At 61.6% G+C, this 16,566-nt stretch carries 16 protein-coding genes, 3 tRNA genes and 1 riboswitch; of the genes, 11 read left to right on the top strand and 8 right to left on the bottom strand.

Translation table 11 applies throughout. The annotated features are described in order from the left end of the window. From QYH69_RS15935 to QYH69_RS15920, 4 genes are all read right to left on the bottom strand, one after another. Positions 1-300 (bottom strand): phosphopantetheine-binding protein, encoded by a 300-nt coding sequence (locus QYH69_RS15935; protein WP_075157853.1) that lies wholly within the window; start codon positions 298-300, stop codon positions 1-3. After that, positions 281-1,069: a 1-acyl-sn-glycerol-3-phosphate acyltransferase gene (locus QYH69_RS15930; protein ID WP_308832819.1), complete on the bottom strand. Its 789-nt coding sequence runs from the start codon at positions 1,067-1,069 to the stop codon at positions 281-283. The genes QYH69_RS15935 and QYH69_RS15930 overlap by 20 nt, the downstream gene beginning before the upstream one ends. Further along, positions 1,053-1,754: a beta-ketoacyl synthase chain length factor gene (locus QYH69_RS15925; protein ID WP_308832882.1), complete on the bottom strand. Its 702-nt coding sequence runs from the start codon at positions 1,752-1,754 to the stop codon at positions 1,053-1,055. Before QYH69_RS15925 ends, QYH69_RS15930 begins: the two co-directional genes overlap by 17 nt. A gap of 240 nt (positions 1,755-1,994) precedes the next feature. After that, on the bottom strand, positions 1,995-2,264 hold the full coding sequence (locus QYH69_RS15920; RefSeq protein ID WP_308832818.1) for a hypothetical protein: 270 nt from the start codon (positions 2,262-2,264) through the stop codon (positions 1,995-1,997). Positions 2,265-2,330: 66 nt separating this feature from the next. Beyond that, positions 2,331-2,518: riboswitch (yybP-ykoY riboswitch) on the top strand. A 55-nt stretch (positions 2,519-2,573) separates the two neighbouring features. Here QYH69_RS15920 and QYH69_RS15915 point away from each other — a divergent pair. Beyond that, on the top strand, positions 2,574-3,146 hold the full coding sequence (locus tag QYH69_RS15915; protein ID WP_308832817.1) for a TMEM165/GDT1 family protein: 573 nt from the start codon (positions 2,574-2,576) through the stop codon (positions 3,144-3,146). Positions 3,147-3,258: 112 nt separating this feature from the next. Here the strand turns inward: QYH69_RS15915 and QYH69_RS15910 are convergent, their stop codons facing one another. Continuing rightward, positions 3,259-3,990, bottom strand: a complete 732-nt coding sequence (locus QYH69_RS15910) for a DUF4136 domain-containing protein (protein WP_308832816.1) — start codon at positions 3,988-3,990, stop codon at positions 3,259-3,261. 314 nt (positions 3,991-4,304) lie between these two features. On the opposite strand from QYH69_RS15910, the gene pepN reads away from it, so the two are divergent. The 7 genes from pepN to QYH69_RS15875 all read left to right on the top strand — a co-directional run bounded on the left by pepN (position 4,305) and on the right by QYH69_RS15875 (position 11,368). After that, positions 4,305-7,022, top strand: coding sequence for an aminopeptidase N (gene pepN, locus QYH69_RS15905; RefSeq protein WP_308832815.1), 2,718 nt, complete (start codon positions 4,305-4,307; stop codon positions 7,020-7,022). A 170-nt stretch (positions 7,023-7,192) separates the two neighbouring features. Continuing rightward, complete coding sequence (locus QYH69_RS15900; protein WP_308832814.1) at positions 7,193-7,474, top strand: type II toxin-antitoxin system RelE/ParE family toxin; 282 nt, start codon at positions 7,193-7,195, stop codon at positions 7,472-7,474. Positions 7,475-7,489: 15 nt separating this feature from the next. Further along, positions 7,490-7,954: a HigA family addiction module antitoxin gene (locus tag QYH69_RS15895; protein ID WP_308832813.1), complete on the top strand. Its 465-nt coding sequence runs from the start codon at positions 7,490-7,492 to the stop codon at positions 7,952-7,954. Positions 7,955-8,153: 199 nt separating this feature from the next. Next, entirely contained in the window at positions 8,154-9,170 is a 1,017-nt protein-coding gene (locus QYH69_RS15890) for a class 1 fructose-bisphosphatase (protein WP_308832812.1), read from the top strand. A 54-nt stretch (positions 9,171-9,224) separates the two neighbouring features. Beyond that, a tRNA-Thr gene (locus tag QYH69_RS15885) sits at positions 9,225-9,300 on the top strand. Between the two features lie 1,178 nt (positions 9,301-10,478). Next, complete coding sequence (locus QYH69_RS15880) at positions 10,479-10,628, top strand: hypothetical protein (RefSeq protein ID WP_198039152.1); 150 nt, start codon at positions 10,479-10,481, stop codon at positions 10,626-10,628. Positions 10,629-10,786: 158 nt separating this feature from the next. Continuing rightward, positions 10,787-11,368 carry a chorismate mutase gene (locus QYH69_RS15875; protein WP_308832811.1) on the top strand — a complete coding sequence of 194 codons (582 nt, stop codon included), beginning with the start codon at positions 10,787-10,789 and terminating at the stop codon, positions 11,366-11,368. Here the strand turns inward: QYH69_RS15875 and QYH69_RS15870 are convergent. Next, positions 11,365-12,630, bottom strand: coding sequence for an exonuclease domain-containing protein (locus QYH69_RS15870; protein WP_308832810.1), 1,266 nt, complete (start codon positions 12,628-12,630; stop codon positions 11,365-11,367). The two genes, QYH69_RS15875 and QYH69_RS15870, sit on opposite strands and share 4 nt — an antisense overlap. A gap of 335 nt (positions 12,631-12,965) precedes the next feature. Next, positions 12,966-13,169: a cold-shock protein gene (locus QYH69_RS15865; RefSeq protein ID WP_075158921.1), complete on the bottom strand. Its 204-nt coding sequence runs from the start codon at positions 13,167-13,169 to the stop codon at positions 12,966-12,968. Positions 13,170-14,302: 1,133 nt separating this feature from the next. Here QYH69_RS15865 and QYH69_RS15855 point away from each other — a divergent pair. Beyond that, the gene (locus QYH69_RS15855; protein WP_308832808.1) at positions 14,303-15,448 is read left to right on the top strand and encodes a porin; all 1,146 of its coding nucleotides are present in this window, start codon (positions 14,303-14,305) and stop codon (positions 15,446-15,448) included. Positions 15,449-15,571: 123 nt separating this feature from the next. Here the strand turns inward: QYH69_RS15855 and greB are convergent, their stop codons facing one another. Beyond that, complete coding sequence (gene greB, locus QYH69_RS15850; protein WP_308832807.1) at positions 15,572-16,144, bottom strand: transcription elongation factor GreB; 573 nt, start codon at positions 16,142-16,144, stop codon at positions 15,572-15,574. Between the two features lie 168 nt (positions 16,145-16,312). Between greB and QYH69_RS15845 the strand changes: the two genes are divergently transcribed. Together QYH69_RS15845 and QYH69_RS15840 are read left to right on the top strand one after the other, a co-directional pair. Continuing rightward, positions 16,313-16,389 (top strand) — tRNA-Arg (locus tag QYH69_RS15845). 104 nt (positions 16,390-16,493) lie between these two features. Beyond that, a tRNA-Arg gene (locus tag QYH69_RS15840) sits at positions 16,494-16,566 on the top strand.

Raw genomic sequence — 16,566 nt, 5'->3', positions numbered from 1 at the left:
CTATTCCCCCTTCTTTATTGTGCTGTCGGCGGCATCCGCCGGTTCGCGCTGGCTTGCCACCAGCGCCGCGAGCGTGCTGATCGAACGGAAGTGCTCGCGTGTGCTTTCATCGTTGGCGGCAATCGTGAGCTGGTAATGCTTGCGCAGCACGATGCCGATCTCGAGTGCGTCGATCGAGTCGAGCCCGACGCCGTCGGTCGCGAACAGCGGCGCGTCGTCGTCGATATCGGCCGGCGTCAGATCTTCCAGATCGAGCGCCTCGATCAGAAGCTGTTTGATCTCAAGCTTTAAAGAATCCATAGTCGAACAGATGCTGGGTAATGTGGGCTTCGATTGCGCTCGTCATGCGGCGTGCCGCGAGCGCGGGCGGCATATCGGGCGCGGTGAAGACATCGATGCCGATCGGCGCGAGCACGTTCACGCGCATATGAAACGGACGCGGCGGCACGTCGTACCAGCGCATGCCTTTCGTGAATGCCGGCGGATCGCAATCCATCAGCACCGGCAGGATCGGTGCGCGCGTGCCCAGGGCCATGTGCGCGAAGCCGCGCGAGAACGCATGCAACCGGTTCGGCGCGGGGCTGCGCGTGCCTTCGGGAAAGATGATCATCGTGTAGCCGTCGGCGAGCTGCCGCGCGCCCGCTTCGACGAGCTCGACCGGGTCCGCGTTGCTCACATACGAGGCCGCGCGCACGATGCCCCAGAAACACGGGTTGCCCCAATGCGTGCTCTTCACGACGCAGCATGCGCGTGGCGTGAGCGACAACAGCACCATCACGTCGAGCCACGTCGGGTGATTGGCGACGACGATCGCCGGCCGGCGTGCGCGCAACGCGTCGACGCCGGCCACGTCGAGCTTCATGACGCCCACGATACGCAGCACCCGGACCAGCGCGCGAAAGAACACGTGAATCAGCGCGGCCACTGCGCGCTGGCGCACCGCGCGATGCGGCCACAGCGACGCGAGCGGAAACGCGAGCAGCGAAAACGCGAGCCCGCAGATGCCGAACGCGACGAAGCTCATGCCAGTGGCAACGAGCCGCCAGTAGTAATCAAGCCTCGCCGTCATGCCAGTTCCACTCCCATCTCGCGGAGCCGTTTTGCCACCGCGATGCGGCGCGTCCCTCGAGACACTGCAAGAGCGCCTCGCTTTGTGTAGCGAACGCGACGGTGCCCGGGTCGCCTGCGCATCTGCCTTCGCCCGACGTCGAGCATTCGAGGCGGCCGATTGCCGTCGACGCATCGAGCAGCACAGCGAGCGCGCCGCCCTTCACTTCGTGTTCGACCGTGCCGTATACGGCATCCGCTGGCTCGTCCGCATAGACCATCAATACGGGCGCCGACGGATCCGCCGCGTATTGCGCATGCGCTTCGAAAAGTGCGTAGCCGAGCGTGGCGGCGCCCGCCGACACCGCGCCCGCCGCGCTCCGGTCGCCGCGCGCGATGCCGAACAGGCCCGTCATCGCATTCAGTACCGACAGGCTGAACGACGTCGGCGAAACGGGCTCGCCCGCTGTCATCGCGTGCAGAATGTCCGTGGTCCGTCGCAATTCGCCATGCCGCGACGCAAACAGCACGCGCACGGCTTCGCGATCCGCGGCGCAGTCGTGCGCAACTTTCAGCGCAACGCGCGACAGACCGCTCAGACGCCGCCGCACGATCGGCTCGATAAAGCCGAGGTCGGGTGCTTTGGCTGCGTTGACAGGCCAGGAAGACCAGCGAGCGACCGGAACGGTCCACTGCAGATTGGGCATATCGGTGTACGCGCATACGGGGTGGGCCGGTGCGTAGAAAGGAGGCTTCGCGCGCTGCATGACGCGCAAGCGCACCCTTCTTCGCGGGCATTCGCTAATCAGGGGTCCAGTATTTTCCTGTTTAGCGAGTTATAACGGCACCGGCCGCTGTTTATTGAGTACGGGGCGCCAAGCCCTTCGAACCTGCTCCCTGCCGCGGCGTCCGCGACCGCCGAATGATACGCAACATTTTTGGATAAATCAGCCCAAAACCGGGATCCACCGGTATTCGTCTCTCACACGCGACGCGTAGAGCCCGCGGCACTTGCGCCGGCGGCGATTTTCTCGCAGTTTTCTGGCGTAGTTTTTTGGTGCAGTTTTTCGGTACGCCAGGTGGCGTTCGGGCAATTTTTCAGCGGCGCAGCTAAATTCAATACGCATCGAAATCGCATGAACCTGCGCATTCAGGATTCCGATACGCTTGCCCGAACCGACGCGCCAGAACCGCCCGTTTTGCAATGAAATAGGCAAATGGACTCGATCGGCGAAAAAAGTAACGACAAAACGAGCAGGACACGCAAGGACGCGTGATATAATCCGCCGCTCATTGGGGAGTAGCCGCCCAGCTCGATGTCATGCGCCATGCTTTCAATCCGGTTTCAGGAAAGCGCGCACCGCACATCGTTCGCGGGGGTGTCTGTCAACAAACTTGGCCTGTACGGCCATGGCAGACGCAGCCTTTGGCCTGGCGAGACCGATGATCCATAGCGTGCCGTGACAGGGCCCGGCGCGATATGGGTCGTCGCTCGCTCACATCCGGCCCGGGGAAATCAATAAAACGTGGATCAGGCTTTTCTCATCTCGACCGGTGCGGTCGCACTTGCCGAAATCGGCGACAAGACACAACTCCTCTCGCTCGTTCTTGCAGCGCGCTATCGCAAGCCGATGCCGATCATCCTCGGCGTGCTCGCTGCGACCCTGATCAATCATGCCGGCGCCGGCGCGCTCGGTGCATGGTTAGGCTCGCTCGTCACGCCAACGGTCATGCGCTGGGCGCTTGCGGCGTCGTTTATCGGCATGGGGTTGTGGATTCTCGTGCCCGACAAGCTCGACGAAGACGAAGCGAAAACGAACCGCACGCATCTCGGCGTATTCGGCGCGACAGTCGTCACGTTTTTTCTCGCGGAGATGGGCGATAAGACACAGCTCGCTACGGTTGCGCTCGCCGCGCGCTTTCATGATTTTTTCGGCGTCGTCGCGGGCACGACGCTCGGGATGATGCTCGCGAACGTGCCGGCGATCCTGCTCGGCGACCGCTTCGCGCACAGACTGCCGACGAAACTCGTGCATGGGATTGCCGCGGTGATGTTCGTCGTGCTTGGCGCGCTTGCGCTGTGCGGCGTGGGGATTTGAGCGGCAGCCGGTGCGCCGGGGGGTAGCCCGCCCGCGGCAGCGCTTGCCGCAGCCGATGCCCTGACTTCAACGAGCGTTGCTGCGAGCTTTCGCAGCAACGCCGCTTCGACCTTTACTGCACCGTCTTTGCACCCGAAGCCGGCACGACAGGCGCCGCAGCGCCCGCCGCGACTTCGTTCGGCGCGCCGCCCTGCCCATTGACCGGCAGCTTCACGGTTCGCACCACGCCATTGCCGAGCGGGAAATCGGCCATCGCACTGCGCGCCAGATACGGCATCGCATACACGAGCGACGGTTCGTCGCCGGAACTGCGCGCGGTCACGTTATAGACTTCCTTGCCGCTCAGACGATCGGTGATACGAATGCCGAGCGTCTGCGTAAACACCGGATAGCTTTGCGTCACATAGCCGCCGCCATAAGGCCCCCACGGCCCCCACGGGCCCCATGGCCCGCCGCCCCAGCCATACGGACGACTCCAGTAGTACGGACCCGGCCACGGATCGTAGTAATAAGCCGGCGCCGAAGACACCGCCATATCCGAACGTGTACCGTATGCAATGGCAACGAGGTAATGTGCCTTGTCCAGATCGACCTGGCTGAACGCATGTGTCGCCAGTTCGTTCGCGACCACCTGTTCGTACGTCGAGTCTTCGATGCTGTTCGCTTGCGAAGCGGTGCGCTGGAATGCGTAGGTGCGCGTCGCGTCGCTGCCGCCGTCCCAGTTCGAAAACGCGGTGACCTGCGTCGTCACATACGACGTGCAGCCCGCCAGTAGCATCGCCATTGCGGCGAACATCAGCCCGGCGTGGCGTACCCACGGATGGGTCCTTCGATCGAGCTTCATCGTATTTCCTTTGTTTCGCTGTCGTCGCCCGCGCGCGCCGCGCAGGCGGCCCTGATAATACGCTGACCCTGCCATCGCACCAAAAGTTCGAGCGTCGCAGGCCACGCGCATGGCCCGTTCGTGCGGTGCCGACCATCTTGCGCAAGCTGCCGCGCAAGCGAAACACGAGCTGCCCGGAACGGGATGGAACGCCCGCGCCGGACGGCGGGCGCCCCGGCTGTCCCCCGGGGTCTTGCTTTGCTTTTAAAATGATCCGACCAGCCCGGTTCGCGCACCACGCGAGCCGGCTTCGAGACTCTCATTTTCTTCCGACCATGGCCGATACCGTTACGCCCCCCGTCATCCGCCGCGCCGACTACACGGCGCCTGCCTTCCTCATCGATACCGTCGCGCTCGAATTCGATCTCGTGCCCGAACGTACGACCGTCAGGAACACGATGCGTGTGCGCCGCAATCCGGACGCCACGCATGCCACGCACCTCGAACTGATGGGCGAACAGCTCGACTTCGTCAGTGCCGCCGTCGACGGCAAGCCGCATGCCGCGGTGCGGGTGCATGAACACGGCCTCACCGTCGAAAACGTGCCCGATGCATTCGAACTGACGCTCGTCGGCACCTGCAATCCGGCGGAAAACACGACGCTCTCGGGGCTCTATGTATCGAGCGGCAACTTCTTCACGCAATGCGAGGCGGAAGGGTTTCGCCGCATCACGTGGTTTCTCGACCGCCCCGATGTCATGGCCACCTACACGGTCACGCTGCGGGCCGACAAGCAGGCGTACCCGGTGCTGCTGTCGAACGGCAATCTGCTCGAACAGGGCGATCTGCCGGACGGCCGGCACTTCGCGCGCTGGGAAGATCCGTTCAGGAAACCGAGTTATCTGTTCGCGCTCGTAGCCGGCAAGCTCGTCGCGCTCGAGGAGCGCGTCACGTCCGGTTCGGGCAAGGAAAAACTGCTGCAGGTCTGGGTCGAACCGCACGATCTCGACAAGACGCGGCACGCGATGGACTCGCTGATCCATTCGATTCGCTGGGACGAACGGCGCTTCGGGCTCGAACTCGATCTCGACCGCTTCATGATCGTCGCGGTCAGCGACTTCAACATGGGCGCGATGGAAAACAAAGGCCTCAACATCTTCAATACGAAGTACGTACTCGCGAACCCGGAAACGGCGACCGATACCGACTTCGCGAACATCGAAGCAGTGGTCGGCCATGAGTATTTCCACAACTGGACCGGCAACCGCGTGACCTGCCGCGACTGGTTCCAGCTAAGCCTCAAAGAAGGTCTGACCGTGTTTCGCGACCAGGAATTTTCGGCCGATATGGCGGCCGGCGCTCACCGGCAAACCGCAGAGAACGGCGGCGACGAAGCTGCGCGCGCGACCAAGCGCATCGAAGACGTGCGCGTGCTGCGGCAGATGCAGTTCGCCGAGGACGCGGGCCCGATGGCGCATCCGGTGCGCCCCGAGAGCTACGTCGAAATCAACAACTTCTACACGATGACGGTCTATGAGAAAGGCTCGGAAGTCGTGCGGATGTATCAGACGCTATTCGGCCGCGACGGCTTCCGGCGCGGCATGGACCTGTATTTCGAGCGTCACGATGGTCATGCGGTTACGTGCGACGATTTCCGCATGGCGATGGCCGATGCGAATGGCCGCGACCTCGCGCAATTCGAGCGCTGGTACAGCCAGGCCGGCACACCGCGGGTGACGGTGTCCACCGGCTACGATGCCGCGCAACGCCGTTATCGCGTCACACTGAGACAGGGCTATGGCGAGAGTTCTCCGGCCGCGCGCGAAACGCAGAAAGGCCCGCTGCTGATTCCATTCGCGATCGGTCTGATCGGCGCGGACGGCAAAGATCTGCCGCTGCGTCTCGAAGGCGAAGCGCAGGCTCCCGCCGCAACCACGCGCGTGCTCGAATTCACCGAAAGCGAGCAGACCTTCACGTTCGTCGACGTCGCCGAAAAGCCGCTGCCGTCGCTGCTGCGCAATTTCTCGGCACCGGTCATCGTCGAATACGACTACAGCGGCGACGAACTCGCCTTCCTGCTCGCGCACGACAGCGATCCGTTCAACCGCTGGGAAGCCGGACAACGGCTCGCGACGCGCGAACTGCTGACGCTCGCCGATCACGCGGCAAACGGCACGCCGCTGCAACTCGACGATGCAGTCGTCACGGCATTTGCGCGCGTGCTGAACGACGAAACGCTGTCGCCGGCGTTCCGCGAACTCGCGCTGATGCTGCCATCGGAGGCCTACCTGGCCGAGCAGATGGGCGAATCGAACCCGGCGGCGGTGCACCGCGCGCGCCAGTTCGTCCGGCAGCGCCTCGCGAATGCGCTCAGGGGCGACTGGCTCGCGATCTACGAACGGCATCAGACGCCGGGCGCCTATCAGGCCACGCCGGAAGATTCGGGCCACCGCGGCCTGAAGAATCTCGCGCTCGCGTATCTCGCCGAACTCGACGATCCGAGCGACGCGGTGCGGCTTGCATCGGCGCAGTATGCGTCGGCCAACAACATGACCGATCGCGCCGCCGCGCTATCCGCGCTGCTGACTGCCGCGGCCGCTTCCGGCAACGGCGAGGCGCAGCATGCGCTCGACGACTTCTATCGCCGTTTCGAAAAGGAGCCGCTCGTCATCGACAAGTGGTTCGCCCTGCAGGCGACGCAGCGCGGCACACCGCAGCGGCCCGTCATCGATATCGTGCGCAAGCTCATGACGCATCCCGCGTTCAACCTGAAGAACCCGAATCGCGCGCGCTCGCTGATCTTCAGTTTCTGCGGCGCGAACCCCGCGCAATTCCATGCGGAAGACGGCTCTGGTTACGCGTTCTGGGCCGAGCAGGTGATCGCGCTCGACGCGCTCAATCCGCAAGTCGCGGCGCGCCTCGCGCGCACACTCGAATTGTGGCGCCGTTTCACGCCCGCATTGCGCGAGCAGATGCGCGGCGCGCTCGAAAAGGTTGCCGCACAGGTCAAGTCGCGCGACGTGCGCGAGATTGTCGAGAAGGCGCTCGGCTGACACAGCCCGTTCCCGTTCTGTAGTACGAAGCCGGCACACGTTGCCGGCTTTTTTGTTTGCGCAGCGCGACCGCTGGCCGTTCGGACGACTGTTCAGCGTCGCGTGACGCCGTCAAAGTAAACGCACTCGAACAACACTTTACATTTAACGCAGTGCGTTATACGATACCTATGATTTCATCATTTGGCGACAAGGCAACGGCGCTTGCTTTCGCGGGCGGATTCGCCCGTACGCTGCCTGTCCATATTCAGTCGCTCGCGCATCGCAAACTGCACATGCTCGACGCGGCAACCTCGCCCTCCGACCTGCTCGTGCCGCCCGGCAATCGGCTCGAAGCGTTGCAGGGCGAACGCAGCGGTCAGTGGAGCATCCGCATCATCGAGCAATGGCGAATCTGCTTTTACTTCGCCGAAGGCGAAGCGCTGAACGTCGAAATTGTGGACTGCCACTGATTCAAGGGAGGCTGTATGGTCATCAAACGTTCCGAACTCGCGAGCACGGATTTTTCGGATATCGCGACCGGCGAGCGGATCACCGCGGTCCACCCCGGTGAAGTGCTGCGCGCGGAGTTTCTCGATCCGCGCGGTATGTCGGTAAACGCACTCGCGCTTGCGCTGCGTGTACCGGCGCCGCGCATCAACGATGTCGTGCGCGGCAAGCGCGCGGTCTCACCGGAAACGGCCTTGCGTCTCGCGCGTTATTTCGGCACCAGCGCGCTCTTCTGGATGAACCTGCAGATCGCGTACGACCTGCGCGTCACCACGGCGCAGTCCGGCGCGCAAATCGAGCGCGAAGTCGAGCCGCTGCCGCCGCGCGAACGCCCGAAGCCGCCGAAAACGCAGTCCGCCAATGCGCGCGCCGCCACGCTCGCGGCGAGTGCGGCGCGACGCGTCGCCAATGGCGTCGCTGGCGCGGCTTCGCGTAAGGGCTGACTGCGCAAGACACCCTGCAAGCGCGTTCGCCATCACATCGGTGACCGCATTCTTCGACCGCATCTGCAACGACACCTGCAACGACACCTGCAACCGTATCTGCAACCTCAGCGCCACGGCTTTCACATTTTCTTTATGCGGAATCTGGCAGGCGAGCAGGTAAAATCGATGCATTCCTGAGCCTTCCCGGAGCACTGCAATGTCACTGCCACGCCGCACCACTCTCACGAAGTACCTGATCGAGCAGCAGCGCGAGTACAACAATCTTCCCGCGGATCTGCGTCTTTTGATCGAAGTCGTTGCACGCGCGTGCAAGGCCATCAGCTATCACGTCAGCAAAGGCGCGCTCGGCGATGCGCTCGGCACCGCAGGCAGCGAAAACGTGCAAGGCGAAGTGCAGAAAAAGCTCGACATCCTGTCGAACGAAATTCTGCTCGAGGCAAACGAATGGGGCGGCAATCTCGCCGGCATGGCCTCCGAGGAAATGGAGCAGTTTTTCCCCATTCCGGCCAACTACCCGCGCGGGGAATACCTGCTCGTGTTCGATCCGCTCGACGGTTCGTCGAATATCGACGTGAACGTGTCGATCGGCACGATCTTCTCGGTGCTGCGCTGCCCCGACGGCCAGCAGCCGACCGAGGCGTCATTCCTGCAGCCGGGCACGCAGCAGGTCGCGGCCGGCTATGCCGTGTACGGTCCGCAAACGGTGCTCGTACTGACCACCGGCAATGGCGTGAACTGCTTTACGCTCGATCGCGAACTGGGGTCGTGGGTGCTCACGCAAAGCGACATGCGCATCCCCGTCGATACGCGCGAATATGCGATCAACGCATCGAATTCGCGTCACTGGCACGAGCCGGTGCAGCAATATGTCAACGAATTGAATGCCGGCAAGGAAGGCCCGCGCCAGGCGGACTTCAATATGCGCTGGATCGCCTCGATGGTTGCAGACGTGCATCGCATTCTGAGCCGCGGGGGAATTTTCATGTATCCGGCCGACAAGCGCACGCCCGACCGGCCCGGCAAACTGCGGCTCATGTACGAGGCCAATCCGATGTCGTTTATCGTTGAACAGGCGGGCGGCGCGGCGACGAACGGCGAACAGCGCATCCTCGACATTACGCCGGGACATCTGCATGAGCGCGTCGCGGTGTTCCTTGGCTCGAAGAACGAAGTCGACCGCGTTACCCGTTACCACCTCGAAAGAAAAAAATAAGTGCGGGGCTTGCCAAGCCGATAAAGAAGTCCCTATAATCGCGGTTCTCCTGATGCCGGAATAGCTCAGACGGTAGAGCAGCGCATTCGTAATGCGAAGGTCGGGGGTTCGATTCCTCTTTCCGGCACCAACAAGAAACAAGTGTAGTTGCAAGCATTTAGCCCGGTCATTTGGCCGGGCTTTTTGCTTTCTGAATGCGCTGCTTCTCGTGGTACTCCTGGATTCGGCGCCATTCATCCAGCACACGAGGCGCCAGCAATCCGCCAAGCGATTGTCGTGCGCCACGCAAGTCGATCAGCACCGTGCACGGCAACTCGCCACTCCAGCCTCGATTCGAGAGCGCGGCGCGACTTCTCCGGTATCGCCTGCGCATTCGCATATTGCGCGACCTGCGGCGGCAACTGCGTCAGCCGCCAGCTTGCGCGAGAGGGTCCGCATTGCCGCCAAGTCGATCCATCGCAATCATCTTCACACGAACGTCACGATGCTTCTGTTTGCTGCCGTCCAACGTCACATGGCCGGTACATTCGGCGCGACCTGCCAATAACACGGTGAACGCGCATCGCGTGAACCGGGCAGATTCGACAGCAGCAGGGCTTCTGCGGAGACAGACCTGCGAGTTTGCGGCACGTTGAAGCCGTGCGCCAAAAAAGCGGAATGGCGGTCTCCGCTGAAGCGTTTACGTATCGGAAGGTTTGGTGCGCACCGCAGCGCCTTTTCAGTCGTGGCGACGATGTGCGCCGCTCCGACCGCAACCGGTCGCGCGCGACACCGCCGCCTGCATTTGCATCGAAGGCGGGAGGAAATCCGGGTGGCTGCCACTGTCTGTACGGCCGTCAACGAACTGTCCGAATTTGTCGTTATGGTGGTAAGAGACGTTGCGCTGCAAGGCGGGAAACGACGGCCGCTTCAGATCAACTTTTGAAGTGGGGCGCGAGGCTGGCGTTGCGCGCATCACCGACGACCGGTGTTGCAGCACGTCGCGTACTACCGCGAGCCATACCACGCCGATCCAGCGAGTCGAACGTTTCATCGCTACCTGGCAGAAGTAAGCGCGCAGATAGCAAGGACATGAAATCGGAGTATGTGAAGCGGACAGGCCTGAAGTTGAACTGGACCTGAAGTGGTCTCGAAGTGGTCCCGAGGAAGTATTAAGGACAATCGATAAATTCTATTCAGGCAACTTCAATCGCGGAGCCAGTGTGCCGTTAAAGCAACAACAAAGTACCGAAACGCTGGTTTTCCCATCAACCGCACTGGTAGCAAACGGGGACTGAGGCAGATAATCGATTTGTAAAGGAGAAAGTCATGGACACGAAACCGCCGAAGATTCCGACCCCTGACAAGGTGTTGAGTCCGGATCCGGAACCCGCAGGCGTCGAATTTCTCGGGGCGGAATTGCCGGAGCACGTGCGAGCGTTTTTCGACGAACAACGCAAGTCGTGCGAACCGAAGTAACGGGGAACGGGGACATCGCAACGGCTGATAGCGCGCCGAAGCTCCCGCGAGGAAGGCCGCGCGCCGTTGATATCGCTCGACTACTTGCAAGCAGGCGCTGGCAAGCGGCCGCGTGGCGGATGGCCACGTCCGGCGCCGCGCGCGGCAGACTCCGCCTGATGTGTGTAATCGCATCCGCACTTGCGGTCGGATTCGCTCTTGCGCTCGCGCCAGCCACAGCCCGCGCCGATTCCGACGACACTTCGCTCACGAACCTGATCTCGCTCGTCTCGCAGCGGCTTGCACTGGCCGAACCCATCGCCCACTGGAAGTGGATCAATCACCGGCCGATTGCCGATGCGCGCCGCGAAGCCGCACTGCTCGCCGATGTCGCGAAGCGCGCACAGGCGGCAGGCGTCGACCCCGAGTTCGCACACGAATTCTTCCAGGACCAGATCGATGCCAGCAAGGACATTCAGAACGCGCTCTTCGAGCAATGGCGCAAGCTGCGGCCGCCCGAAGGTCCGGCGCCCGACCTTGCAACGCGCACGCGACCGCAACTGGACCGGCTCACGCAATCGATGATCGCCGCGCTCGGACGTGTGCAAGCGCTTCGCGCCGCGCCCGATTGCCCGACGCGGGTCGCGCAGGGTGTTGCCAACTGGAAGTCGCTTACGCGTTATGACGCGGCGCAGACGGAGGCGCTCAACCGGGCGCTCGGACACGTCTGCGAGTCGGGCGGGGTCGGCGCAACGGGCTAGCTCGCGTTTGCGGCAGCGGACGCGGGCTCGCTGGCCGGCGTTTCGACCGGCGGCTCGATGATCAGCGGCGCGCACCAATCGGGCGGCTGCGACATCTGCAACGACGGCGGCAACTCGACCGGCATCACGCGCAAACCACGCGCAAGATGGGTCTGCAGGATCCGATACGTCGACAGTTCGAACCCGCGCGGCGCGCCTTCCTTGCCCTGCGCGAGCAGCGCATGCGCTTGCGTTGCCGATTGCACATGCCCCAGATAACACCAGCGGTCGACGACATGAAACGCGGACTCCGCTTCGCCAGCGTGTTTGCCGCCCCCGCCGCGCTCTTCAAACACGATCGCGCCGTCGAACGGCCACGGCGCATCGCCCGGATCGCTTCTCGACGTCCGCAGCGAACGATTGTGGCTCGGGCGCAGCGCGGCGATCCATTGCGCTTCGGCGAGCAGCGCACCGAGCTCGCCGCCCGTCGCGCGCCAGTCGACGCGTCGCACGAGTTGCGCAAGCCGCATATCCTTCGACGAGCGCCGCTCACCCGTCAGATGCGCGCGAATCCGTTGACGGACCCGGACGCTTCGTCCCACGAACAGCGGGACGTCGTTTTCTCCGTAGAACATATAGATACCGCACCCCGCGGGCGCCGCATCGAGCGAATCTTCGGTGAGATCGCCGACGAGCCGGTAGCGCCGCATCGTGCGGTCGATCTGTGCTCGCAGCGCGTCGAGCGGCACGAGGCCGGGCAGGCGCTGCCAGAACTGCCAGAGCAGATCCGCGTCGGCAAGCGCGCGGTGCCTGTCCGACGGCACGAGCGCGTGCCGCTCGACGAGCGCGTCGAGCCCGTGGCGCTTCTCGGCCGGGAAGAGCGCGCGCGACAGACGTACCGTGCACAGCACATCGGGGTTGAACGCGAACCCGACGCGCTCGAATTCGCGGTGCAGAAAACCGCGATCGAAGCTTGCGTTGTGCGCGACAAAGAGCTTGCCGTCGAGCCGCGCAAAGAGTTCGGGTGCAATCGCATCGAACGTCGGCGCGCCGCGCACCATTGCGTCGGTGATGCCGGTTAGCTGCTGGATGAACGGCGGAATCGGCTGCTGCGGATCGACCAGCGTGCTCCAGCGCGATGTGCCATGCGGCCCGACTTCGACGACGCCCACTTCGGTAATTCGATGCACACCGGCCGAGCCGCCGGTCGTTTCGAGATCGACAAACGCGATCGGAACATCGAGCGCGGCCGGCGCCGGCGCCGCGAGGAACGCTTCAGACATGAATGGGAACAGGTTCGGGTGCGATAAAGTCAGGCCAAGTATGCATCATCGGGCGCAAAGCCTGCCTGAAAGTTTCGCGTATGCAGGCTCGCTACCGCAGCCGCTCAGCCGTACAACAATCGATCGCGCATACTTTGAGACAGATCGGTTTATACGCGATAATTCTGAATCGCCGATTTATTGATTTGAGATAAGTCTGATAATCATTGATGCATTCGGGCCAATCAATCAAGCCCTTTCGAATTGGATATCATCAGATATTTTTGACCACACAAACGAAAAAGCCCTCGCCAAATGCGAGGGCTTGCGTCAGGCGTCGTGATTCTACGATACGATTACAGCGGCTGGATGTTCGCAGCCTGCTTGCCCTTCGGGCCGGTCTTTACGTCGAAAGAGACACGCTGGTTCTCTTTGAGCGACTTGAACCCCTCCGCGCGGATTTCGGAGAAATGAGCGAAGAGATCATCGCCACCCGCATCAGAAGTGATAAAGCCAAAGCCCTTAGCATCGTTGAACCATTTGACGACACCGGTTTCCATATCCATTTCCTCGAATTTGTTTTGAGACGAGACAGTTCATTACACCGAACCGAACTGATTCGATATCGGCTTGGCATTTATACGTGCTAATGCAGTGAATCGTCAAGCAGTGGTTTACCAGCGTCCGATTATCGTTCGACGAATGCGCGTCGCATTCGTGCGTTTCTATTAAATACAGGAATAAGTAGCAGCCTCGTTTTTACCGCTGCCAGATTAAGGCAGGGAATTTCTGCCGATATGTAACAAAACGTGAATATTCGTAAGTGTTTTTACGGGTTGTTAGGCGGTGGGGCGCATTACATGATGGTTCACAGCAGTGGATTCAGGGAGGTTGCCATGCTGCTATCCGTTATGCGCCGCTTCGCGGCCTGTTTCACCACCCCGCTCACTGATCAATCCGAGAAATTCGCGACTGGTAGCCGACCCGCAGCGGCGCCTCCGGCGTTGCCCTTCGATCCTGTCTGGCACGGCGATCATTGGCAGAACCTGCTGTCTTCCCCGATGGACGCGCGACATTACGTCATGGAAGATTGGAGCGTCGCATCCGGGCCCGAATGGACGTCCGCCGCTATCACGAGACGTGCATAGCGGAATAACCGGCTTCCAGATGGTAGGCGTGCGCACGGCGAAAAAAAGCGCGACGGTAAAGTCGCGCCTGACAAAGTTTGGAGATCTTTTTCGTCAACGAAAAAGTCTGCTTCGGAAAGCAGAAAATTCAGTATAGCGCCCACTTTTAACCGGGATTAGCGGCGTGGTCCGCAAACATTCATTTCTGGTTCGGCAATAATCAGATCTTTGCCGGAATTTTTGTTGTTTTTCCGCATCATCCGCCGTAGCAATTACACAACGCGATGTCGCGAGTACACGCCCCAGGGTCATCCCGAATGCGTGTAAGCCCTTTGCCAGTAAGGCTGCGCAGGCCACCACCGATCATTTCCCATCCCGTAATACATTATTGCAGAAACTGGAACGGTCACGCGGCGACGAGCATCTCTACACTTTGGCTACCGGAAAACGAACGCGCCTTGGTCAGCGCGTTTTTGCGCGAACTCCGCCTCTCGCAGCGCCTCGCGTGAACCGTTTTCTCAAAAGCCTGGGTTTCCAAAGCCCATCCTGTTCTCGGAGTTACAAAGATGAAAAAGACACTCATGGTCGCCGCCCTGACGGGCGTGTTTGCTACTGCGGCTCACGCGCAGAGCAGCGTTACGCTGTACGGCTTGATCGACGCCGGCATCACCTATACCAACAACCAGCGGGGCCACAGCAACGTGCAGGAAACGTCGGGCTCGATCAACGGCAGCCGTTGGGGCCTGCGCGGCGCTGAGGACCTCGGTGGCGGCCTGAAGGCAATCTTCACGTTGGAAAGCGGCTTCGGCATCAACGACGGCACGCTTAAGCAGAATAGCCGCCTGTTCGGTCGTCAAGCGTTCGTTGGTCTCGCGAGCGACCAGTTCGGCGCCGTTACCCTCGGCCGTCAATACGACAGCATGGTCGACTTCGTCGCCCCGCTGGCGCTGACCGGTACGCAGTATGGCGGCACGCAGTTCGCCCACCCGTTCGATAACGACAACCTGAACAACTCGTTCCGTGTGAACAACTCGGTCAAGTTCACGAGCGTGAACTACGCGGGCTTCAAGTTCGGCGCGTTGTACGGCTTCTCGAACCAGGCTGACGGCTTCGCGAACAACCGTGCATACAGCGCGGGCGCGTCGTATAGCTTCGCCGGCTTCAACATCGGCGCTGGCTACCTGCAACTGAACAACAACGCTGGCGCAACGTCGACGACGGCGGCTGCATTCAACACCAGCGGCGCGGTCAACGGCGACAACACGTTCTTCGCAACGCGTCAGCAGACGTGGGGCGCGGGCGCGAACTACACGCTCGGACCGGCAACGTTCGGCCTCGTCTACACGCAGACCAACCTGACGAACCTCACGGGCTTCGGTTCGGGCGGCGGCAGCCAGAGCCTCGGCGCTCCGGACAGCGCGCACTTCCAGAACTTTGAAGCCAACGCACGTTACGCTCTGACGCCGGCATTGAGCATCGCCGGTTCGTACACGTACACGAAGACGAGCCTCGCAGCGACGAACCCTCACTTCAACCAGGTCAACCTGCAAACGGACTATGCGCTGTCGAAGCGTACGGACGTGTATCTGCAGGCTGAATACGTGACGACCAACGACAACTCCGTCGTTCGCCCGATCATCAACGGCCTGAGCGCGCCGTCGGCGACGAGCAACCAGGTTGCTGTGACCGGTGGTATCCGTCACCGCTTCTAAGACAAGCGATCAAGAAAAGAGCAGTATCCGCAGTATTGAAGGCGCCGCTTGCGGCGCCTTTTTTTATTGTCGCGCGCTCCATCGTTGCGTGCTAGCTTGTCCGCCTGTCCGTTGGCGGGAGATTTACGCCGCCTCCTCGTCCGCAGACGGATAGCGCACGTCGAGCACATCGATCGACTCCGGGCCCGCTGGCGTATGCAACGTCACCTGGTCGCCGATCTTCGCCTTCAATAAAGCACGCGCAATCGGCGAAATCCAGCTGACGTGTCCGTGGTCCAGATCGACCTCGTCGATACCGACAATTTTCACCGTGTGCGATTCACCGTCGCCGGTCGCATATTCGACGGTCGCGCCAAAGAACACCTGGTCGGTATTCTCCTGCCTGCTGCTGTTGACCACTTCCGCAAGATCGAGGCGTTTGGTCAGGAAGCGGATGCGCCGGTCGATTTCCCTCAGGCGCCGCTTGCCATAGATATAGTCGCCGTTTTCCGAGCGGTCGCCGTTCGACGCCGCCCACGACACGAGCTTCACGACTTCGGGCCGTTCTTCATCGATCAGATGCAGCAACTCCGTGCGCAGCCTGCGATGGCCTGCCGGCGTGATGTAGTTCTTCGCTCCCGCAGGAACGTCCGGTTGTGCGACGTCGAGATCGTCGTCGTTGTCGTCGCTCGATTCTTTGACAAAAGCCTTGTTCATGATGATCTGCCAATACTGACTGGCTCTGCAGCCAAAACGAGAACATTGATTGATGCGAGGCCATCAGCGGATGCCCCGATACCAAGCCTACATGATCGCAGCAACCGGACAAATCGCGGAATGCCGCTTCCCTTTTCTGCCAGCTTTGCTATAATTCCGTTTCTGCGTGCGGCTGTAGCTCAGTTGGATAGAGTACTTGGCTACGAACCAAGGGGTCGTGGGTTCGAATCCTGCCAGCCGCGCCACCTATTCAAGGGCCTTCTTCCGGGAAGGCCCTTTCATTTGATCCGGCAGCACGACAACCGGGTCAATGCATTGACTCAACAATGTAAGCAGTACCGTCTTGCGTGCGGCTGTAGCTCAGTTGGATAGAGTACTTGGCTACGAACCAAGGGGTCGTGGGTTCGAATCCTGCCAGCCGC

It is taken from the genome of Paraburkholderia sp. SARCC-3016, from assembly GCF_031119615.1.
GTDB lineage: Bacteria > Pseudomonadota > Gammaproteobacteria > Burkholderiales > Burkholderiaceae > Paraburkholderia.
The sequence above is the reverse complement of the archived record's forward strand: the minus strand, read 5'-3'. Positions and strand labels throughout refer to the sequence as shown.